Source organism: Amycolatopsis sp. BJA-103 (assembly GCF_002849735.1).
GTDB lineage: Bacteria > Actinomycetota > Actinomycetes > Mycobacteriales > Pseudonocardiaceae > Amycolatopsis.
In genome coordinates, this window is sequence record NZ_CP017780.1 from 4,010,204 (window position 1) to 4,030,615 (window position 20,412).

Here is a 20,412-nt window from a genome sequence, read left to right on the forward strand (position 1 = left end):
AACACTAGTCCAGATCGAGCAATCCCTCGGCGCCGTTTTCGAGCTGCTGGGCCATTTTCACCGACCGGGGCAGCATGATCTTCTCGTAAGCGGCGACCGCATCGCCGATCGTGGCGGAGCCGGCCAGCGCGAGGGCGAGTTCGCAGGCGTCGAGCATGGCCAGGTTGGCGCCGACGCCGAGCGGCGGCATCAGGTGGGCGGCGTCGCCCAGCAAAGTCACCGTCGGCGAGTGCTCCCACGTGTGCGGGACCGGGAGGACGAACAGCGGGCGATCGATGTACGGCCCGTCGTTGTCGGTGATCATCCGTAGCATCTTCGGCGCCCAGCCCGAAAACGTGTCGAGCAGCCGGGTGCGGAGCTCCGGGGTGTCGCCGGCGCCGACCCAGTCCGCGGGCAGGCGCTGGACGATGTAGACCCGGATGTGGTCACCGCCGTTGCGTTGGGCGAACAGGCAGCGGTCGCCGTCTGCCGCCATGGCGCTGCCCTGACCGACGAGGGCGGAGAGTTCGGGGTGCGCGTTCTCGACGTCGTCGAACCAGGCTTCCAGGAAGGTGATCCCGGCGTACTCCGGGACGGCCGAGGACACCGCCGGACGGACCCGCGACCATGCGCCGTCGGCACCGATGACCAGATCCGTTTCGACGGCCGTCCCGTCCATAAAGGACAATCGCGAGCCGTCGACCTTGTCCAGCGCCCGCCCCCACCGCACGGTGCCCGGCTCGAGCGAGTCGAGCAGGAGGTCGCGCAGCCGTCCTCGGTCGATCTCCGGCCGGAAGAGTTCGCCTTCGTCCGGGACGTGGTGCTCCAAGAGGTTTCCGGCGGGATCGAGTTTGCGCATCTCCTGCCCTTCCGGACGGGCGAGCGCGACGAACTCGTCGAGCAAGCCTGCCTCGCGCAGGGCGAGCTGGCCGTCGTCCGCGTGCAGGTCGATGGTGCCGCCCTGGTTACGGGCGTGGGGATGGGTGTCGCGGTCGTAGACCGTCACGGGGATGCCGTGTTTCTGCAGGATGCGGGCGCAGGTCAGGCCGCCGGGGCCCGCTCCGATGATGCTGATCGTCATGAACCCAGAAAAGCAGAACGAGTTAAAAAGTGCAACGAGTCAACTTAGTGACTGTGACAACTCATGCGCTAGACTGCGCTCATGGAGACACCGGGACGGCGTGAACGCAAGAAGGCCGCGACCCGTCAGGCGCTCGCGGACGCCGCGCTGGACCTCTTCTTGGAGCGGGGCTACGACCAGGTGAGCATCCGCGACATCGCCGAGGCGGCCGACGTGTCGACCACGACGCTGTTCAAGCACTTCCCCGGCAAGGAAGCACTGGTCTTCGACGAGTCCCAGGGCCGGGAAGAGCGCTTGATCGCGGCCGTACGGGAGCGCGCGGCGGGTCAGAGCATCGTCGAGGCGCTGCGCGAGTACGTGCTCGCCACCTGGCTCCCGCTCACGGAGCATCCCCAGTACGCCGAGTTCACCGAACTGGTGAACAGCACCCCCGCGCTGCAGGAGTACGGCGAGCGCATGTGGACCCGGCACGCCGCGGCCCTCGGCGCCGCCATCGCCGAAGACACCGGCGCGGACCCCGGCGATACCGCCTGCCGCGCGCTCGCGCGGTTCGTGCTGGACATCCCGGCGCTCACGCGGGGAACGCCGGACCCCCGGAAGGGTGTCGAGGAGATCTTCGACCTCCTCGCCCACGGCTGGCGCTAGTCGTCTTCGGAAGGGGGACGTGAGGCGCGCAGCGAGCCCGGATGCGCCTTGGCGGAAGGATCTTTGCGGGTCTTGAGCAGGCTCGCCACGGTCACCACGACGAGAATGCCGATGATCACCGCGAGGCTGACCGGCGTCGAGATCTCCGGAACGCTGTCGTTGATGTCGACGTGGGCCCAGTGCAGGATCAGCTTGATCCCGATGAACCCGAGGATCACCGCGAGCCCGGCCGACAGGTACACCAGGCGATCGAGCAGGCCCTTCACGAGGAAGTACAGCGCGCGAAGGCCCAGCAGGGCGAAGGCATTGGCGGCGAAGACCAAGTACGGCTCGTCGGTGACGCCGAAGACGGCCGGGATCGAGTCCAGCGCGAACAGCAGGTCGATCCCGCCGATCGCGAGCAGCACCACCACCAGCGGCGTGCCCACCCGCTTTCCCTCAAGACGGGTGAACAGCTTGCCGCCGTCGTACTCCTTGGACAGCGGCAGCAGGCGGCGCGCGGTCCGCACCACCACGTTGTTCTCGATGTCCGGATCCTCGTCGCGGTGCCGGAACAGCTGGATCCCGGTGTAGATCAGCAGCAATCCGAACAGCAGGAACATGAAGGAGAACAACGAAAGCAGTGTGGCACCGAGCGCGATGAAGATCGCGCGCATGATCAGCGCGACCACGATGCCGAACGTGAGCACCTTGTGCTGATGTTCCTCGGGAACCGCGAAGGTGCTCATGATGATCACGAAGACGAAGAGGTTGTCGACCGACAGGCTCTTCTCGACGATGTAACCCGCGAAGTACTGCTGCCCGAAGTCGCCGCCGTGCGCCAGCGTCAGCCAGACGCCGAACGCCACCGCGACCAGGATGTAGCCGACCGACCAGGCCACCGCTTCGCCGAAACCGACCTTGTGCGGCCGCACGGCCGCCAGGACGAGATCCAGTGCCAGCAGCCCGAGAATCAACCCGATCGTGACGATCCAGGTGAGGCCATCGATCTGGAGCATCCGCGCCCTGTCTTTCTTTCGACGGCAGGTGCCCCGATCCTAAGGGCGAGTCCCCGGGTCCGCATTCGCATGCCGGGGGGCCGCGTCCAGCAGTGCCGCGAGAACGGTCTTGAGCAGCGGATGATCCACGCTCCCCCGCCGGACCGCGGCGAACACCCGGCGCAGCGGCGGCTCGCCGCGCAACGGGACGGCGACAGCGCCGGGGACGGCGGTGAAAGCGTTGCGCGGCACCAAGGCCACGCCCTCACCGGCGGCGACCAGGGTGGTGATCGCGTGGAAGTCGTCGGAGACGTGCCGGATCGCCGGGTTGGCGCAGACGATCATCAGCACGTCGCGGCAGGGATTCCCGGGTTTCGGCGCGATCCAGTCGTCGTCGGCGAGTTCGTCGATGTCCACTTCGGACGCATCCGCCAGCCGGTGCGCCGTGGGCAGCACGGCGTCGAACGGCTCCGCGTACAACGGGAACCGGGTGAGCCTGCTCTCATCCGTCCGTGGCGAGAGCCGGTACTCCTCGGTGATCGCCAGGTCGACCTCGCCGTCGAGCAGCAGCGGGATGCTCGCGTGCCCCTCGACGTCCTGCACCTGCATCGAAACCCCGGGGGAACCGGCGCGCAGCGCGGCGATCGCCGGTGCGACGACCATCGTGATCGCCGAGGCGAAACTCGCCAGCCGCACCATCCCCTGGACACCGGTGTCGAGCGCGGCCAGGGTGGCCCGCGCCCGTTCCAGTTCGGCGGCGACGGCGTTCGCGTGCACCACCATCAATTCACCCGCGGGGGTCAGTGAAACCCGCCTGCCCCGCCGTCTCAACAGCTGCTGGCCGCACTCGGCTTCGAGGGCGGCCAGCTGCTGGGAGACGGCGGACGGCGTCAGGTGCAGCGACTGGCCCGCCGCCGTCACGGTGCCGTGGTCGGCGAGGGCGCGCAGTACCCGCAGCCGTCGCGGATCGATCATTCGTCCATCATGGACCTTGCTGTCACGAACGCGTCCACCGCACGGTTGACGTCGTCGGCCGAATGCGCCGCCGACATCTGGGTCCGGATCCGGGCCTTGCCGTGCGGAACCACCGGGTACGAGAAACCGACCACGTAAATGCCCTGGTCGAGTAGCAGATCCGCCATCTTGCCCGCCTTGGCGGCGTCGCCGATCATCACCGGGATGATGGGGTGCTCACCGGGGAGCAGGTCGAAACCCGCCTCGGTCATCCGGCGCCGGAACAGCTCGGTGTTGGTGCGCAGCTTGCCCAGCAGTTCACTCGACTCGTCCAGCAGTTCCAGCGTGGCGAGCGCCGCGGCGGTGATCGACGGCGCGAGCGAGTTGGAGAACAGGTACGGCCGGGAACGCTGCCGCAGCATCTCGACGATCTCCGCCCGGCCCGAGGTGTAGCCGCCGCTCGCCCCGCCGAGCGCCTTGCCGAGGGTGCCGGTCAGCACGTCGACCTTGTCCTGCACGCCGAACAGTTCCGGCGTCCCGCGACCGGTCGGGCCGGTGAAGCCGACGGCGTGCGAGTCGTCCACCATCACCAGGGCGTCGTAGCGCTCGGCCAGCGCGCAGATCTCGTCGAGCGGCGCGAGGTAACCGTCCATGGAGAACACGCCGTCGGTGGCGATCATCCGGTAGCGCGCGCCGGACGCCTCCTTGAGCCGTGCCTCCAGGTCCGCGACGTCGCGGTTGCGGTACCGCATCCGCTTCGCCTTGCACAGCCGGACGCCGTCGATGATCGACGCGTGGTTCAGCTCGTCGGAGATGATGACGTCCTGGTCGGTCAGCAGCGTCTCGAACAGCCCGGCGTTGGCGTCGAAACAGGAGCTGTAGAGGATCGTGTCCTCGGTGCTCAGGAACTCCGAGAGCTTCGCCTCGAGTTCCTTGTGCGGCTGCTGCGTCCCGCAGATGAACCGCACCGACGCCATGCCGAAGCCCCAGCGGTCCAGCGCCTCTTGCGCGGCCTTGACCAGGGCCGGGTGATCGGCGAGGCCGAGGTAGTTGTTGGCGCAGAAGTTCAGCACCTCGCCTTCGGCGACGCTGACCGAAGCCCGCTGCGGTCCCCGGATCACCCGCTCACCCTTGTACAGCCCGGCTTCCCGGATTTCGGCGAGCCCGGCCTTGAGGTCGTCGCGCATCGCGCCGTACATCAGTTCTCCGTCCAATCCAGAATGACCTTGCCGCAACGGCCTTCCCTGGCCGTGGCGAACGCCTTTTCGTATTCGGTGTAGCCGAACCGGTGGGTGATCACCGGCGAGATGTCCAGTCCCGCCTGCAGCAGCACGGACATCGAGTACCACGTTTCGAACATCTCGCGGCCGTAGATCCCCTTGATCTGGATCATCTTCAGCACGACGGCGGCGATGTCCACCGACACGTCGGAGGCGGGGAGGCCGAGCAGGGCGACGCGGCCGCCGTGGGACATGTTCGCGATCATGTCGCGCAGCGCCTCGGGCCGTCCGCTCATCTCCATGCCGACGTCGAAGCCTTCGGCCATGCCGAGCCGTTCCTGCGCGTCGGCGATGGTCGAGGAGGAGACGTCCAGCGCGAGGTCGACGCCGACCTTGCGGGCCAGTTCCAGCCGGTGCTCGCTGACGTCGGTGACGACGACGTTGCGCGCGCCCGCGTGCCGCGCGATGGCGGCGGCCATGATGCCGATCGGGCCGGCGCCGGTGACCAGCACGTCCTCCCCGATGACGGGGAAGGACAGCGCGGTGTGCACGGCGTTGCCCAGCGGATCGAAGATCGCGGCGATGTCCAGGTCGACCTTGGTGCGGTGCACCCAGGCGTTCATCTCGGGCAGCACCGCGTACTGCGCGAACGCGCCGTCGGTGTGCACGCCGAGGCCCTTGGTCCTGGCGCACAGGTGCCGCCTGCCCGCCTTGCAGTTGCGGCAGCTCCCGCAGACGAGGTGCCCCTCGCCGCTGACCAGGTCGCCCACCTTGACCGTCGTCACCGACCGGCCGATCTCGACCACCTCGCCGACGAACTCGTGCCCGATGACCAGCGGCGCGGCGATGGTGCGCGCCGCCCAGTCGTCCCAGGAGTCGATGTGCAGATCGGTACCGCAGATCCCGGCGCGCAGCACGCGGACGGCGACGTCGCCGGGGCCGACCGCGGGGTCCGGAACGTCGGTGAGTTCGAGCCCTGGTGCCCGGTCGGCTTTGACCAATGCCTTCATTGCGCGAAGTCTGGCCCGGCGGCGCTGTTCAGTCCATCGCGAGTTTCTGAATTCGCTCGTTAGCGTGTCTTCACAAGGAGGGGTACCAGCGCTTCGCCACCTTCGGATGCGAACGCAACCATCCGATCAGGGCGTTTTCGCCGTACGAGGCGAGCAACGGGTTGTCCGCGTCCTGGCTGATCCCTCGAGCGGCGGCGGCCAAATCTTCGGGCAGTTCCAGCGGTTCGACGACGGCGTCGAGACGCGGCGCGAGGAAGAACGGCACCGAGTAGCGATCCACGCCGGCAGGTGGGCTGAGCACCCGGTGCCGGGTCGCCCGCAGGTAGCCCTGGGTCGCGATCTCCAGCATCTCGCCGATGTTGACCACGAAACTGCCCGGCACCGGCACGGCGTCGATCCAGCCCCCGTCGTCTCCCTGCACTTGGAGGCCGCCGATTTCGTCCTGCTGCAGCAGCGCGAGATAGCCGTAGTCCTTGTGCGAGCCGACTCCCTGCTGTTCATCCGCGGCGGGCCTCGGCGGATAGTGGACGATCTTCAGGTGCGTGGCGGCTTCGTCGTCGAACCACGCGTCGAAGTAGCCCTCGTCCTGCCCCAGGCTCGCCGCGAGCGCGCGAAGCACCTCGCGGCTCACCCGCAACGCCTCCGCCTGCCACGCCAAGGTGACCTCCCGTAGCTCCGGCACCGCCTCGGGCCACTGGTTCGGGCCGATCAGCCGTGCCCACGCCGGATCGCCGGGCGCCGGCTCGGCGCTTTCGCGCTCCGGGCCGACGTCGATCTGCTCCCGCCAGTCGCGGGAACCGCCGGTGTACTCGTTCCCGGTCCTGGTGTATCCCCGGAACTGCGGGGACTCGACGTTCTCGATGGCGAGCTTGTCCGCCTCGGGCAACGCGAAGAAGTGGCGCGCCACCGAGAAGATCCCTTCGGACAGTTCCGGCGGCACGCCATGCCCTACGACATAGAAGAACCCGACCTCGCGAGCCGCCCGGCGCAGATCGGCCAGGAACGCCTCGCGATCACCGGGAACCCGGAACCGCGAGAGATCGATCACGGGCAACGCTGTCATGAAGTCCTCCTTCGGTGTTTTCGGGGACACGGACGGACACGAAGTCCGGTCGCGGTGCCAGCTCGAAACCGATCGACTGGTACAGGCGGATGGCGGACGTGTTGGTCGCCGCGGCGTGCATCATCGGCCGCTCGCCGCGAGCGCGGATTCCCGCCGCCACCGCGCGGATGAGCCGGGTCGCCAGCCCTTGACCGCGATACGCGGCGTCGGTGCAAACGGCGCTGATCTCGGTCCAGCCGGGCGGGTGCAGCCGCTCCCCCGCCATCGCGATCAGCGCGCCGCCGCGCCGGATTCCCAGGTATGTCCCCAACTCGATGGTCCGCTGCCGGAACGGTCCCGGTTTGGTCCGCTCGACGAGGTCGAGCATCTCCGGGACGTCCTCCGGTCCCAGCCGGACGGCTTCGGGATCCTCGGCGACTTCGAGCGCGACGTCGACCAGCCGGACCCCGGCGATCCTGCCGAGGACTTCCCAATCTGCCGGGACGGGCAGTGTGCTGTGGACGGTGACCGCCTCGCCAGGGCCCGCCAACGCGGCGACGTCGGCCCACACGCCGTCGTCCGGTTCGGGTGGCAGCGCGAAGAAGGGGGCGACATCGACCTGGTAGCGCAGGACCTGACCGAGGCGTTCGGCGAAGTGGGCGTGCGGGCCGGTCAGGGAGGCCCAGGCCGGATCATCGAAAGGGGTGACCATGACGGCTGCGACATCGGCGGGCGGCCTTTCATTCCCGCTCCCACATCCTGAACACGTGCACGACGCCGGACGGCCGAGCGGCCTCAGGATCCGGCGGTCACCGCGAGGTCGGCGGCGGGGTTCGGCCCGAACCAGTCGAGACAGACGACCATGGCGTCGTCGGCGGCGGGACCGTCGCCCCGGTGCTCGCCCAGCTCGGCGAGCACCGCCCTCGGCACATGGGCCGCGGGCAGGTCCGCGGTCGCGACGATGGCTTCGGCCAGTTCACGGTCTCCGTAGAGCTCGCCGTGCGGGCCCTCCACGCCGTAGACGCCGTCGCTGACGAACACGAAGCGATCACCGGGCAGCGCTTGCAGGCGCTCCACGGTGTACGCGGTGTCCTCGAAGGTGCCGAGCGGCAGTTGCTCGTCGAAGGTGACCCGGTCGGCCTTGCCGTCGCGGAACCGCCACAGGCGGGGCGATCCGGCGTCGACGGCGTCGATCGCGCCGGTCGCGAGGTCGAACTCCAGCAGGAGGGTCGCGACGTGCTCCTGGCCCCGGTGCTGGGCGTAGAGGGCCTGGTCCGCGAGTTCGGCCTGGGCGTCGAGCGGGATCCCGGCCCGCCGCGCGTTGCGGAGCGCGTTGATCGCGAGATTGGTCAGCAGCGCCGCGCTCGCACCGTCCCCCATGCCGTTGACCAGCGTGACCGACAGCTTGCTCGCGGAGGCCGACCAGTCGAAGCAATCGCCGTAGATGGCGTACGCGGGCTCGAGCTGCCCGCCGAGGGCGAATTCGGGGCGGGCGCACGCGCGGCCGGGGAGCAGCTGCCACTGCATTTCGGCGGCGAGCGTGAGCCGGGACGACCGGCGTGCCTGTACGTAGAGGTCGGTGTCGCGATCGGCGACGAAGACCTCGTGGGCCAGTGCCTCGGCGAACCGGCCGAGTTCGGCCCAGACAGGCGGTTCCTGGTCTTCGGGGAGGGTGACGGCGAGCACGCCGAGCCGATCGCCGCGGACGGAGACCGGGAGGTGGGCGCGAATGCCGTCCTCGACGGTCTCGAACGTCGCGCCCTGCGTGGTGAAGGCTTCGCCCGCCGTCGTACCCACCACCGAGACCGGGTCGGTGGTGTAGGGCAGCACGGTCACCCGCCGCAGTTCCGCGAGACTGTAGTCGGCCATCAGCAGGTCGACGGCCACGGCGCCGAAATGCTCCCTGAGCGCCGAACGCAGGCCGTCGAGCAACTGGTGCGGCTGGACGCCTCTCAGAATCCGCTCGACCGCCAAGGATCTGTCCACGTCGTCGCCTCCGCACACCGGGAACCGGCGTCTCACTCGGACACCGGCGAAGCCGTCCGCACCGCGTTGGCGGACCGGCCGGTGGGCGTGCCGCGATGTGCTGAGCTGACAAGTTCAGCATAAGGATGCGAGAGTGGGTGTCGTGAATCGGTCCTCCGAGCCGCCCGGCACCGAAACGGTGGCGGCGGCGGTGGCCGAGACGGCCGAGCTGCTCGAGATCATGTTCGAACGCGCTCGCGAGGCGTCACCGCGTCCGCTGTCGACGTCCCAGGTACGCGCTGTCGTGGCTCTCGACCACCACGACGGGCTGAACCTGCGCGCCCTCGCCGAGCTGCTGGGTTCGACCCCGCCGCTGGTGAGCCGCCTGTGCGACCGGCTGGAAGCCGTCGGCTTCGTCGACAGGCTGCCCGGCACGCACAGCCGTCGCGAGGTCACCTTGCGGCTCAGCGACCGAGGCCGCGCGTACCTGCGTGACCTGCGGGCACGCCGCCGCGAAAGCCTGGAGTCGGTGCTGGGAAAGCTCACTCCGGAGGCCAGGACCGCGCTCGCCGCCGGGCTGCGCGAGTTCCGCGAGGCCGCGGCGGGGTTCTGACGCCCGGAGGGTGTCCACGCCGCCACTGGAGTAGGGTCACTGTTGTCATATGACAACAGTCGTGCTCGCACGACACGAACACCGTGGAGGTGTGGTGCAGGGGACCGACGACTCCGCCGTCCGGGACCTGCTGTCGCGGATCTTCGACGCCGACCAGGAAGGCCTGGTCGAGGACTGGGTCCGACGGCAGCTGACCGATTCGCCCGCGTGGACCGGCGAGCAGGAACTCCGGCGCGAGGCCAAAGAACTCCTCGAAGCGCTTCGCGAGGCCCTCGGTACCGAGCTACGCCTGGAACGGATCGTCGACCGCGACGAAGCCGTCCGCGCCGCGCTGCGGGGGCTGTCCGAACGCCGTGCCCGCGCCGGTGCCGCGCCGACCTCCACCGCCATGGCGATCCTCGCGCTCAAGCGCACCACGCTCGCCGCCCTCGAACGCCGCACCGAGGATCCCGAGGTCCGCTACCAGGCCGCCCTGCAGGTGAACCGCTTCCTCGACGCCGCGGGCCTGCTCACCTTCTCGGTGTACGTCGAAGGCAGGGAAGAGATCATCCGCCGCCAGCACCAGCAGATGCTGGAACTGTCCACCCCGGTGGTGCGGCTGTGGCGCCAGGTCTTGGCGGTCCCCCTGATCGGCACCCTCGACAGCGCCCGCACACAGGTGGTGATGAGCAGCCTCCTGGAGGCGATCCAGGCCCACGAGGCCAGGGTGGCGATCATCGACATCACCGGCGTGTCCACAGTGGACACAGCGGTGGCGCACCACCTCCTGCAGACCGTCAGCGCCGTCCGGCTCATGGGCTCGGAATGCCTGATCAGCGGTGTCCGGCCGTCGATCGCGCAGACCGTCACCCAGCTCGGCATCGACCTCTCGCACATCGAAACCCGCGGTTCGCTCGCCGACGCGCTGGCCTCCGCGATGCGGCTGATCGACGACCACGCCCGGCCGGGCGTGGTGACCGGGTGAACGCCCAGGCGGGACTGCCGATCCTGCGGCTCGGGGACATCCTGATCAGCGGGCTGCTCAGCGATCTGGACGACACGACCGCGCTCCGGTTCACCGGCGAACTCACCGCCCGGATCTCCGAGGAAGGGATCCGCGGGGTCATCCTCGACATCTCCCGGTTGGAGATCATCGACTCGTTCGTCGCCAGGGTGCTGATGGAACTGGCCGCCACCGGGCGGCTCCTCGGCGCCAGGATGATCGTCGCCGGGATGCGCCCCGCCGTCGCGATCACGTTGTCCGAACTGGGATTGCAGCTCACCGGCGTCCAGACCGCGCTCAACGCGGAACAGGCCATGGAAATGCTGGGGTGGCGCCGTCCCGCCGAGGCCGCCGAAGAGGCGCCTCGTGCTTCCTGACGAGCTCACGGCCCCCGAAGCGCGCGAACACGCCGTGCGCGCGGAAGAGGATCTGCTCACCGCCCGGCACGCGGTGCGGGCCGACGCGGTCGCGGCGGGCTTCTCGATCGTCGACCAGACGAAGATCGTGACCGCCGCCAGCGAACTCGTGCGCAACGCCTACATCCACGGCGGTGGCGGCACGATGACCATCGCCGTCGTCCGGGACCGCCGGGGGCGGGTGGGGCTCGCCCTCTCCGTCCGCGACGAAGGTCCCGGTATCGGAGACGTCGAGCTGGCCATGACCGACGGTTTCAGCACCGGCGCCGGTCTCGGGCACGGCCTCGGCGGCACCCGGCGGCTGGTCGACGAGTTCACCATCGACACCGTGCCCGGCGAGGGCACCACGGTCACCGTCGTCCGCTGGAAGCCATGACCGTCGCCGACGCGTCGCTCACCCGGCTGATCCACATCGACCACATCAGCGCGGTCTACGCGGCGACGCGAGCCGCTCGCGAAGTCGCGGCCGAGGCGGGGCTTCCCGAGGTTCTCGCCGAACGCGCCGCCGTCGTCGCCTCGGAACTGGCGAGCAATCTCGACAAGCACGCCGGCGGCGGCGCCGTCTTCGTCCAGCGTTCGTTGGCCGGGCCGGGGGTGGACATCCACGCCGTGGACACCGGCCCGGGGATGGCCGATCTGGACCACTGGCGCGTCGACGGCAACAGCACCACGGAAACACTGGGCACCGGACTCGGCGCCGTCGGCAGGCTCGCGACCGAGTTCCGCATCCGCTCCGCGGCGGGGGTCGGCACCGTCGCGGCCGCCAGGATCCTCGCGCCGGGACACGAAATCGCCGATTTCGCGCACGTCCGGCTCCCCCGCGAAGGCGAAGAGCGGTGCGGTGACGCGCTGGCCGTCTCGGCGATGCCCGGCGTCCGCACGGCGGTCGTCGTCGACGGACTCGGCCACGGCCCCGAAGCGAGTGACGCCGCGGAAGCCGCGATCGCCGTGTTCCGCCGCGATCCCGACCGGCCGCTGCCCGAGCACCTGAACGCCATGCACCGGACGCTGCGGCAGACCCGTGGCGCGGCGGTCGCGCTCGCCCGGCTCTCCGAGAGCGGGCTCGAGTTCTGCGGCGTCGGCAACATCGGCGGTCTCGTGCTGACGCCGGGACACACGCAGCCGTTGCTGAGCATCCCCGGCGTCGTCGGCTTCACCCTGCCGTCCATCCGGGTGCGGGCACTTCCGTTGACCGGCCACGAACTCCTGGTCCTGCACACCGACGGGATCGGCGCCGCTTGGCGCGGTCCGGCGGCGCTCGGCCCGCTCCCGGCCACCACGCTCTTCGCCGCGGATCTCGCCCACCGTCACCGCGACCTTCGCGACGACGCCGCGTTGATCGCCTTCGGGCCGGGAAAGGGGCTTCCGTGACCGACACTTCCGTCGTCCGGTTACGCCGTCGCGTGCGCGAGGTGTGCGCGGCCGCCGGGGTCCCGGCCGAACAACGCGCCCGGCTGGTGCTCGCGGTGTCCCTGCTCGCCGAAAACGGTCCCGCGCCGGAGCTTTCGACCACCATGGCCGACGGGCGGCTGTCCGTCACGCTGGAATCGTCCCGGCCCGTCGGGCGTCGTCAGCGCACCACGCTCCCCCTGCTTCCCGCAGCGGGCGAGGGGACGAGGCTGACCTGGCATCTCGACGCGGGCGCCGAGCCCGTTCCGGCGGCGGACGACGACGAAGTGGCCACCAGGGACGAGATGCTGGCGCTGGTCGCCCGCGCCGACGCGGTCGCCAAGGACCAGCGCGAACTCAAACACGAACTGGCCGAGACGAACAGCGGCGTCCTCGCGATGTACGTCGAACTGGAAGAACGGGACGAGCAGCTCCGCAAGGCGCACGCGGTGATCTTCCGCGAGCTCGAAGACGCGCTGCGCCCGCCGCCACCGCCCGCCGGCCCCTTCGAACTGGCCGTGCACTACGCGCCGAGCCAGCAGGATTCCCCGACCGGCGGGGACCTCTACGACTGGTTCGTGCTGCCCGACGGCTGCGTGCACATCACCCTCGTCGACGCGGTCGGGCACGGCGTCACCTCGACCCGGCACGCGCTGACGGTCACCCACGCCATCCGCACGCTGGCGCTGGAAGGCCATCCGTTCCGCGATCTGATCGGCCGGACCGCGCGCACCCTGGCGACGATCGAACCCGATCTGATGGCGACCGTACTGCTGGCCCGGCTGGATCCGGCGACCGGCGAAGTCACCTTCGCCAACGGCAGCCACCCCCGTCCGGTGCTGGTCACCGACGAAGGCACCGAGCTGCTCGCGGCGGAGACTTCGGGCCGGGGTATCGGTTTCCCCGATCCCGGCAGCCGCAGCCTCGTCCACCGCACCCTCGCCGACGGCGACCTGCTCGTCATCTACACCGACGGGCTCGTCGAAAGCCGCAAAGACTTCCACGAAGGCGAAATCCGGTTGCTCGCGGCCGCGCGACGGAACGCCGGGCGGCCGACTTCGGAGATCCCGGACGTCCTCGCCACCGAGATGCTCGACATCGTCCTGCACGCCGATGACACCGTGGTCATCGCGATCCGCCGTTCGGCGGGTTACGGTGACCCGGATGAGGGACGACGTCGAACCGGACGCAGCGGACGCTGAGCTGCTCGACGCCTTCCGCGCCGGTGACATCGCCGCCGGCGAAGCGTTGTTCCGGCGGCACGCCGAACCGCTCCGCCGTCTCGCCGCGGGCTGGGTCACCGAGCCCGCGGAACGGGACGACCTCGTGGCCGAGGCCTTCGTGCGCGTCCTGGGCGTCATCCGCGCCGGAGGCGGCCCCCGGGACAACCTCCGCCCTTATCTCGCCGTCACCATGCGGAACCTGGTGGCCAAGTGGAGCCACCACCGCAAGCGGGTCGAGCTGTACGGCACGGCTCCGGCGATCGAAGTGGCCGCCGGAGCCGTGGGCGCGGAGGAGCTCCTCATCCTCCGCTCGAACGCTCACCTGGCGTGGACCGCCTACTGCGCGCTCCCCGGCCGCTGGCGGACCGTGCTGTGGCGGACCGAGGCCGAAGGCGACTCGCCGAAGGTGGTGGCCCCGCTGCTGGGGGTGTCCCCCAACGGCGCCTCCGTCTTGGCCCTGCGCGCCCGTGAAGGGTTGCGCCAAGCCTTCCTGCAGGCACAGGTCCCCGAAACGGGAACGCCGTGCTGCCAGGAGGCGCGGCGCCGGATGGGCGCCTGGCTCCGCGGCGGGGTGCCGGGCCGCCGCGCGAACCTGATCACCGCGCATCTCGCCGGCTGCGAACCCTGCCGGACCGTCGCCACCCGGCTCGACGAGGTCAACCGCGAGATGCCGCCGGGGGTCCGCGCCGTCTCCGCCTGAGCGGATCAGCCGGGGACCGGGGCACCCTCCCCCGCGATCCGCAGCGCCTCCACCAGTTCGCGGTACAGCGTGTCGGTGGCGAGCAGCCGTTCGTGGCTGCCGCTCGCCCGCACGCGGCCTTCCTCCATCACCACGATGGTGTCCGCGTCGATCACCGTGGACAGCCGGTGCGCCACGGTCACCACGGCGCCCTCGGCGGCCCGCCGCCGGATGCAGTCGTGGATGGCGCTTTCGGTCCGGCCGTCGACCTGCGCGGTCGCCTCGTCCAGCAGCACGACGTCCGGCGTGCGCAGGATCGCCCTGGCCAGCGCGATCCGCTGGCGTTCCCCGCCGGACACCGACGTCGACGACAGCGGCGTGTCCAGCCCTTCTTCGAGGGCGGCGATCTTGTCGCTCAGGCGGACTTCACCGAGTGCCCGCAGCACCTCTTCCTCGGTCGCGTCGGGATGGGTGAAGAGCAGGTTCTCGCGGATCGTCCCCGGCACGATCGGCGTCTCCTGCTCGACGTAGGCCAGCCGTGTCCGCACGTCCGCGTACGGCAGGTCCGCGTACTCACGCCCGTCCAGCAGCAGTGAACCCGACTGCGGCTGAACGAACCGCATGATCAGCGACAGCATCGTGGTCTTGCCCGCGCCGGACGGCCCGACGATCGCGGTGTGCCCGCGCCTCGGGATCTTCAGCGAGACGTCCCGCAGCGCCGGTCGGCCGCCGTAGCCCGCGGTCACCCCGCGCAGTTCCAGAACCGGGCCGTCCTGCTCGCGCCCGGTTTCCGGCCGCGAGGACACCTTGTCCTCTTCGATCTCCATCGCGTCCATCTCCCGGATCCGCCCAGCCGCGGCGATCCCCGACTGCAACGCGGTCATGTTCTGGCTCAGTTCGGTGATCGGCTCCATCAACGCGAACGCGTACAGCAGGAACGCGATGAGGCTCGACACCTCGAGCAGGCCCGCGCCGACGCGCCAGGCACCGAGGCCGAGGATCACCAGGATCGCGCCCTGGATTCCCGACCACGCCACCACCCAGGCGACGGCCTGCCGCCGCACCGCGCGGACGCCGTGCACCGCGGCGGCCTCCGCGTCGACCAGGATCCGTTCGGACTGCCGGGCTTCGGCGCGGCTGGCCTTCACCGTGCGGATCGCCCGCAGCGCGCCCTCCAGCACGCCGCCGAGCCTGCCCACCCGGTCCTGCACCTTCTCCTGTTCCTTCGCGATGGCGGGCATGAGCCACGCGAACAGCGCGATCACCACGACCACGGCCGCCACCGTCGTGCCCAGCAGCACCGGGTCGAGCACGCTCATCAGCACCAGGGTGCCGACGAGCATCACGACCCCGTTGATCAGGCCGATCACGCTGGACGAGGCCGCCTCGCGCAGCAGCACCGTGTCCGAGGTGACGCGGGTGACCAGTTCCCCTGTCGGCCGCTTGGTGATCGCCGGGATCGTGGCGCGGAAGAACCGCCGCACCATCGAATCCCGCGCCTTCAGCACCACCCGCTCGCCGACCGTGCCGAGCAGGATCCACTGCGTCAGCCAGATCACCGAGCCCACCAGCATCAGGCCGAGCAGTGCCAGCACGGGTCCGGCCAGCGAAGCCGACGAGCCGAGCGAGTCGAGCACCCACTTCGTGACCATGGGCGTGGCCAGGCCGGTCGCGGAGCCGAGCAGGGCGAGCACGAGGCCGATCGCGAGTGCCCCCTTGTGTGGCCGCGCGAACGACCACAGCACCTTCAATCGTGGAGTGTCCATGGTTCCCAATGGAACACGCGTGTTCTAAAATCGTCAAGCGAGTTCCGGATCGGGGAGCGAGGTACGGTACCGGCCATGAGTGAGGGTGTGGTCACCGAGACGGGTGTCCGGGCGAGGACCCGGCGCGCGATCCTGGACGCGGCCATCGAGAAGCTGACGAAACAGCCGAGCGCGACGCTGGCCGACATCGCGGCGGCGGCGAACGTCGGGCGCACCACGGTGCACCGGTACTTCGCGGAGCGCTCGGACCTGATCGACGCCATCAGCCACGACGCCCTCGACAAGATCTCCCAAGGCACCGAACGGGCCCGGCTCGACGAAGGCCCGGTCCCGGCGGCGCTGGCGAGGCTGTGTCAGGAGTACTTCGAACACGCCGACGTCTTCCAGCTGCTGTTCACCATGCCGGATCTGATGACCCGGCCCGAATGGCAGGAGGAGAGCGACGACGACCGCGTGCTGCTCGGGCTCATCGAACGCGGGCACCGCGAGGGCACGGTCGACCCGGCGATGACGAAGGAGTGGTTGCTGCAGCTGTTGTGGAGCCTGCTCTACACGGCGTGGGAGATGGTCCGGGAGAAGACCCCGAAGCACGAAGCGCTCACGTTGTGCCTGCGCAGCCTGGAAAAGGTCATCGCGGTCGGCTGATTCCTCAGTTGCCGTAGGCGCCGCCGCGCAGCGCGGTGGCGCCACTGGGACAGGTGAAGATGATCCGGTACTCCCCCGCGCCCCGGCCGTAGGCGTACCGGTCGCCGTCGGAACAGTCGACGAAGACGTGGAAGTCGTCTCCCCAGCAGGAAAGCGCGTAACCCGATCCGGAAAGATACGGATCCCGGCAGTCCAGCGACGGGCTCCGCGGAGGCACTTCGGCTTCGTTCCCGGACAGCCGGGCGGTGGTACCGCTGTAACCCCGTCCGGTGACCAGGTCCAGCCACGTGTAACTCGCCTTGGCCGCGGCGTCGGCGGGCGGGGCCGTTCCCACCGCGATCCCGGCGGCGCACAGCGCGCTCGCCCCGACGATCCCCAGCGCATTCCAGGACTTCACCACGACCACTCCCCTGTCTGTTCGGGACAAGAGCAGCTTGGCGAGATCGGGAAACCAGGACAAGGGCCAAAAGGGCAGCACAGAAGGGGAGAGCTGAGCCGACCGAAGTCGTCCGAAAGGATGACGCGGGCACGCCCCGCTTCGATGATCCTTTTCCGGTGATGGAAAAAACCGGCACCCGTTCGGGTGTCGCCTGGGGAGTCCTCGTCGGCGGGGTCGCGGTGTTCGCCGCCGCCCCCGCACTGCTGCTGGCGACCGGGCACGACACGATCAAGCCGTCCGCGGATTCGGACAAGGGGCTCTCCCTCGCGGGCGCCCTGATTCCCGCGCTGATCGGGATCCTGCTGGTCCACGGGGTCCCGCTCCACGCACCCAGACTGCTCCCCGAGGTGACCGACCGGCGCGGGCTGAGCAAGCAGGCGACGGCCCTGGCGCTCATCGCCTTCTTGTGGCCACTGGCATTGTTCCTGGTGTCCACGGCGGGACATCAAGCGCTCGTCCGCGACATCTGGGCGCTCGCCAAACCGCTCGTTTTCCTGCTGCTGCCACTGTTTCTCTTGCGGATCCTGCGACCATCGGGAGAACCGGATCCGTTCCGGCTCACGTGGCGGCCTCGCCGGACCTGGCAGTGGCTCGCGCCGATCCCGGCCGTGGTCGTGTTCGGCTGGTTGTACGTCCTGGGCCCGCTCGCCCCGCCGCTCCCCACCGCCGAGGACTATCCCGACCCGGTGTTCCTCGCGGTGGGCGCGACGCTGACCTTCTTCACCGCGAACGTACTCGAAGAGGTCTTCTTCCGCGGCATGCTGCAGACCCGCCTGGAGGCGCTTTTCGGGCGCTGGCCGGGAATCCTGCTGGCGTCGCTGCTGTTCGCTTGGCTGCACCTGCCGACACACGGTCAGGGAGGGCTCCCCCTGACCTTGGGCGCGATCGTTGCCTTCCAAGGGTTCTTCGGCCTGTTCACCGGCTACCTGTGGTCCCGCTACCGCAACCTGTGGGCGCCGATCGCCGTGCACACCGCGATGAACACACTGCCGTTGCTGCTGATGTGAGGCGACCAGAGCGGCGGAAGCGGCAGGTCGGGTCGGTCGTGAGTGGCGATTCGGGTTCTAACCCGAATCGCCACTCACGACCCCCTGGACCGGCTACGCGCCGATGGTCGCCGCGTCGATGACGAACCGGTAGCGGACGTCGCTGTTCTCGACCCGGTCGTAGGCCACGTTCACCTGGTCGGCCGAGATCGTCTCGATCTCCGCGCCGATCTTGTGCTCGGCGCAGAAGTCGAGCATCTCCTGCGTCTCGGCGATCCCGCCGATCATCGAACCGGCGAGCACCTTGTTCCCGCCGAGCAGCGAGAAAGCGTTGTAGGACAGCGGTTCGCCGGGCGCGCCGACGTTCACCATCGCCCCGCCGACCCGCAGCATGCCGAGGTAGGAGTCGATCGGCAGTGTCGCCGAAACGGTGTTGAGGATCAGGTCGAAGCGGCCGCGCAACGTCTGGAACGTCGACGCGTCACCGGTCGCGAAGTAGTCCTTCGCGCCGAGCTTCAGGCCGTCTTCCTGCTTCTTCAGGCTTTGGCTGAGCACGGTGACGTCGGCGCCCATGGCGACGGCGATCTTGACCGCCATGTGGCCGAGCCCGCCGAGGCCGACGACGGCGACCTTCTTGCCCGGTCCGGCACCCCAGCGGTTCAGCGGGGAGTAGGTGGTGATGCCCGCGCACAGCAGCGGGGCGGCGACGTCGAGGCCGATCCCCTCCGGGATCCGGCAGACGAAGGAGTCCTTCACGACGACCTGACGGCTGTATCCGCCGTAGGTGTTCTCGCCGTCGAAGCCGACGCCGTTGTAGGTCTGGACGTTGCCCTTGACGCAGAACTGCTCGGTGCCCGCGAGGCAGTACTCGCACTCGCCACAGGAGTCGACCATGCAGCCGACGCCGACACGGTCCCCGACCTGGTACTTCGTCACGCCGGCGCCGACCGCGGCGACGACGCCGGCGATCTCGTGGCCGGGCACCATCGGGAAGATCGCGCTGCCCCAGTCCTCCTTCACCTGATGGATGTCGCTGTGGCAGATCCCCGCGTACGCGATGTCGATCAGCACGTCGTCCGGACGCAGGTCGCGACGCTCGATCGTCGTCGGTGACAGCGCGGCACCCGGGGACGGCGCGGCAATGGCGTGCGTGGTCGTCGTCATGAAACCCTCCGTGAAAACAGTGAGACCATGTAAGAGGTCACTTACAACTAGCGTAAGAGGGCTCTTACATATTCCGCGACCGGAACGGTGTGATCCACGACATGGGCGGCAAGTACCACCACGGCGACCTTCGCGCCGAACTCGTGCGGGTCTCGCTCGACCTGATCGCCGAACAGGGATTAGGCGCGTTCTCCGTCGCTGAAGTCGCCAGACGCGCGAAGGTCAGCCCCGGCGCGCCCTACCGGCATTTCCCCGGCAAGGAGAGCCTGCTGGCCGCGATCGCGGGCGAAGTCGCCTGCCAGCTGGCCGACAGGGTGCACGAGGCCATCGAGGCCGAGAGTGAGCCCGTGGCCGCGCTCGCGGCGGCCGCCGGCGCGTACACGGAGTACCTCATCGAGCGCCGCGCCGGGATGAACATCATCTACTCGGACGGCCTGCAGGGACCGGAGCACGCCGCGCTGCACGAGCAGACCCGCCGCCTGACCGACCAGTTCGTCATGCTCTGCCTCACCGTCGCCGACCGGCCGCAGGCCGGTCTCGAACTGATGGAGCAGCTGTTCACCCAGGCACACGGCTACGGCACGTTCTATCTCGACGGCGTCTTCAAGAAACAGGGGTATTCCACCGAAGTCGTCGTCCGCAAGTCGATCGACGCCGCCCGCGCGGCCATCGAGGGCCGCGCGAAAATGTGACGCTCAAAGACGGCGGCGGTCTCGCGGGGCCCGAGCGTGGACCGGGCAGTCTCCATCGCAGCGGATATGCGCCCAGACGAGCTTCCCGCCGCGGAGCCGCTCACGCCGGACACCCCACTGCACCGCCACCCCGTCCACGACGAGCAGCCCGCGTCCGCGGGGATCCTCGATCTGCGAGCGGCGTGCCCTGGGTTGTTCGACGCTGATGTCCGCGACCTCGATGCGGACCGCGCACGGTGAGACGCCCCGCCACAGCTGGATGTGGCGTGCGCCACCACCGTGCACGTACGCGTTGGCGACCAGTTCCGTGGCCGCCAGCAGGACGTCGTCACGATGGCCCTCGCCGAGATCGGGAAGGCATCTGACCACCCAGGCGCGCATGTCCGGCAACGCCCGTGGCGTCGTGGCCCGCAGGTCGAGCACCCAGGTTCCCGGCACCGGATGCTCCGCGATACTGATCATGGAGCCACCCTTCCCATCGTGCGACCTCGCTGCTGAAGTCGCACGATCGGGTTACCCAGAACGCCGGCCGATCAACCACGGCG

General features: G+C 69.6%; 23 protein-coding genes. 11 read left to right on the forward strand and 12 right to left on the reverse strand.

Going from position 1 to position 20,412, the window contains the following annotated elements; translation table 11 throughout:
* Positions 1 to 4 precede the first annotated feature (4 nt).
* A complete protein-coding gene (locus BKN51_RS17305; protein ID WP_101608634.1) occupies positions 5 to 1,060 on the reverse strand; it encodes an FAD-dependent oxidoreductase in 1,056 nt (351 codons plus the stop codon).
* An 81-nt stretch (positions 1,061 to 1,141) separates the two neighbouring features.
* On the opposite strand from BKN51_RS17305, the gene BKN51_RS17310 reads away from it, so the two are divergent.
* A complete protein-coding gene (locus BKN51_RS17310; RefSeq protein ID WP_101608635.1) occupies positions 1,142 to 1,705 on the forward strand; it encodes a TetR/AcrR family transcriptional regulator in 564 nt (187 codons plus the stop codon).
* Here BKN51_RS17310 and BKN51_RS17315 read toward each other — a convergent pair.
* The 7 genes from BKN51_RS17315 to BKN51_RS17345 all read right to left on the reverse strand — a co-directional run bounded on the left by BKN51_RS17315 (position 1,702) and on the right by BKN51_RS17345 (position 8,894).
* Positions 1,702 to 2,703: a TerC/Alx family metal homeostasis membrane protein gene (locus tag BKN51_RS17315; protein ID WP_101608636.1), complete on the reverse strand. Its 1,002-nt coding sequence runs from the start codon at positions 2,701 to 2,703 to the stop codon at positions 1,702 to 1,704. The two genes, BKN51_RS17310 and BKN51_RS17315, sit on opposite strands and share 4 nt — an antisense overlap.
* 39 nt (positions 2,704 to 2,742) lie before the next feature.
* Positions 2,743 to 3,657, reverse strand: coding sequence for a LysR family transcriptional regulator (locus BKN51_RS17320; RefSeq protein WP_101608637.1), 915 nt, complete (start codon positions 3,655 to 3,657; stop codon positions 2,743 to 2,745).
* Positions 3,654 to 4,835: a glycine C-acetyltransferase gene (locus BKN51_RS17325; protein WP_101608638.1), complete on the reverse strand. Its 1,182-nt coding sequence runs from the start codon at positions 4,833 to 4,835 to the stop codon at positions 3,654 to 3,656. Before BKN51_RS17325 ends, BKN51_RS17320 begins: the two co-directional genes overlap by 4 nt.
* Entirely contained in the window at positions 4,835 to 5,866 is a 1,032-nt protein-coding gene (gene tdh / locus BKN51_RS17330; protein ID WP_101608639.1) for an L-threonine 3-dehydrogenase, read from the reverse strand. Before tdh ends, BKN51_RS17325 begins: the two co-directional genes overlap by 1 nt.
* Positions 5,867 to 5,936: 70 nt before the next feature.
* Complete coding sequence (locus BKN51_RS17335) at positions 5,937 to 6,929, reverse strand: isopenicillin N synthase family dioxygenase (protein ID WP_101608640.1); 993 nt, start codon at positions 6,927 to 6,929, stop codon at positions 5,937 to 5,939.
* The gene (locus tag BKN51_RS17340; protein WP_101608641.1) at positions 6,880 to 7,620 is read right to left on the reverse strand and encodes a GNAT family N-acetyltransferase; all 741 of its coding nucleotides are present in this window, start codon (positions 7,618 to 7,620) and stop codon (positions 6,880 to 6,882) included. The genes BKN51_RS17335 and BKN51_RS17340 overlap by 50 nt, the downstream gene beginning before the upstream one ends.
* An 83-nt stretch (positions 7,621 to 7,703) precedes the next feature.
* Positions 7,704 to 8,894 (reverse strand): PP2C family protein-serine/threonine phosphatase, encoded by a 1,191-nt coding sequence (locus tag BKN51_RS17345; RefSeq protein WP_101608642.1) that lies wholly within the window; start codon positions 8,892 to 8,894, stop codon positions 7,704 to 7,706.
* A gap of 133 nt (positions 8,895 to 9,027) precedes the next feature.
* On the opposite strand from BKN51_RS17345, the gene BKN51_RS17350 reads away from it, so the two are divergent.
* From BKN51_RS17350 to BKN51_RS17380, 7 genes are all read left to right on the forward strand, one after another.
* Positions 9,028 to 9,486 (forward strand): MarR family winged helix-turn-helix transcriptional regulator, encoded by a 459-nt coding sequence (locus BKN51_RS17350; RefSeq protein WP_101608643.1) that lies wholly within the window; start codon positions 9,028 to 9,030, stop codon positions 9,484 to 9,486.
* Between the two features lie 94 nt (positions 9,487 to 9,580).
* On the forward strand, positions 9,581 to 10,450 hold the full coding sequence (locus BKN51_RS17355; protein WP_101613276.1) for an STAS domain-containing protein: 870 nt from the start codon (positions 9,581 to 9,583) through the stop codon (positions 10,448 to 10,450).
* Complete coding sequence (locus BKN51_RS17360) at positions 10,447 to 10,845, forward strand: STAS domain-containing protein (protein ID WP_101608644.1); 399 nt, start codon at positions 10,447 to 10,449, stop codon at positions 10,843 to 10,845. Before BKN51_RS17355 ends, BKN51_RS17360 begins: the two co-directional genes overlap by 4 nt.
* The gene (locus BKN51_RS17365) at positions 10,835 to 11,260 is read left to right on the forward strand and encodes an ATP-binding protein (RefSeq protein ID WP_101608645.1); all 426 of its coding nucleotides are present in this window, start codon (positions 10,835 to 10,837) and stop codon (positions 11,258 to 11,260) included. The genes BKN51_RS17360 and BKN51_RS17365 overlap by 11 nt, the downstream gene beginning before the upstream one ends.
* Positions 11,257 to 12,255, forward strand: a complete 999-nt coding sequence (locus BKN51_RS17370; protein WP_101608646.1) for an ATP-binding protein — start codon at positions 11,257 to 11,259, stop codon at positions 12,253 to 12,255. The genes BKN51_RS17365 and BKN51_RS17370 overlap by 4 nt, the downstream gene beginning before the upstream one ends.
* On the forward strand, positions 12,252 to 13,475 hold the full coding sequence (locus BKN51_RS17375; protein WP_101608647.1) for a PP2C family protein-serine/threonine phosphatase: 1,224 nt from the start codon (positions 12,252 to 12,254) through the stop codon (positions 13,473 to 13,475). The genes BKN51_RS17370 and BKN51_RS17375 overlap by 4 nt, the downstream gene beginning before the upstream one ends.
* Positions 13,438 to 14,196 (forward strand): zf-HC2 domain-containing protein, encoded by a 759-nt coding sequence (locus BKN51_RS17380; protein ID WP_101608648.1) that lies wholly within the window; start codon positions 13,438 to 13,440, stop codon positions 14,194 to 14,196. The genes BKN51_RS17375 and BKN51_RS17380 overlap by 38 nt, the downstream gene beginning before the upstream one ends.
* Before the next feature lie 5 nt (positions 14,197 to 14,201).
* Here the strand turns inward: BKN51_RS17380 and BKN51_RS17385 are convergent, their stop codons facing one another.
* The gene (locus BKN51_RS17385) at positions 14,202 to 15,941 is read right to left on the reverse strand and encodes an ABC transporter ATP-binding protein (RefSeq protein ID WP_233224199.1); all 1,740 of its coding nucleotides are present in this window, start codon (positions 15,939 to 15,941) and stop codon (positions 14,202 to 14,204) included.
* Between the two features lie 75 nt (positions 15,942 to 16,016).
* Here BKN51_RS17385 and BKN51_RS17390 point away from each other — a divergent pair, with 75 nt between their 5' ends.
* Positions 16,017 to 16,586, forward strand: a complete 570-nt coding sequence (locus BKN51_RS17390) for a TetR/AcrR family transcriptional regulator (protein ID WP_101608650.1) — start codon at positions 16,017 to 16,019, stop codon at positions 16,584 to 16,586.
* Between the two features lie 4 nt (positions 16,587 to 16,590).
* Here the strand turns inward: BKN51_RS17390 and BKN51_RS17395 are convergent, their stop codons facing one another.
* Entirely contained in the window at positions 16,591 to 16,983 is a 393-nt protein-coding gene (locus BKN51_RS17395) for a hypothetical protein (RefSeq protein WP_146044425.1), read from the reverse strand.
* Between the two features lie 161 nt (positions 16,984 to 17,144).
* Between BKN51_RS17395 and BKN51_RS17400 the strand changes: the two genes are divergently transcribed.
* Complete coding sequence (locus BKN51_RS17400) at positions 17,145 to 18,032, forward strand: CPBP family intramembrane glutamic endopeptidase (protein WP_233224201.1); 888 nt, start codon at positions 17,145 to 17,147, stop codon at positions 18,030 to 18,032.
* A gap of 93 nt (positions 18,033 to 18,125) precedes the next feature.
* On the opposite strand, the gene BKN51_RS17405 is transcribed toward BKN51_RS17400, so the two are convergent.
* Positions 18,126 to 19,175 (reverse strand): NAD(P)-dependent alcohol dehydrogenase, encoded by a 1,050-nt coding sequence (locus tag BKN51_RS17405; protein ID WP_101608653.1) that lies wholly within the window; start codon positions 19,173 to 19,175, stop codon positions 18,126 to 18,128.
* 89 nt (positions 19,176 to 19,264) lie between these two features.
* Between BKN51_RS17405 and BKN51_RS17410 the strand changes: the two genes are divergently transcribed.
* A complete protein-coding gene (locus tag BKN51_RS17410; RefSeq protein WP_101608654.1) occupies positions 19,265 to 19,867 on the forward strand; it encodes a TetR/AcrR family transcriptional regulator in 603 nt (200 codons plus the stop codon).
* A gap of 3 nt (positions 19,868 to 19,870) precedes the next feature.
* Here the strand turns inward: BKN51_RS17410 and BKN51_RS17415 are convergent, their stop codons facing one another.
* On the reverse strand, positions 19,871 to 20,329 hold the full coding sequence (locus tag BKN51_RS17415; RefSeq protein ID WP_101608655.1) for an ATP-binding protein: 459 nt from the start codon (positions 20,327 to 20,329) through the stop codon (positions 19,871 to 19,873).
* Between the last annotated feature and the right edge of the window lie 83 nt (positions 20,330 to 20,412).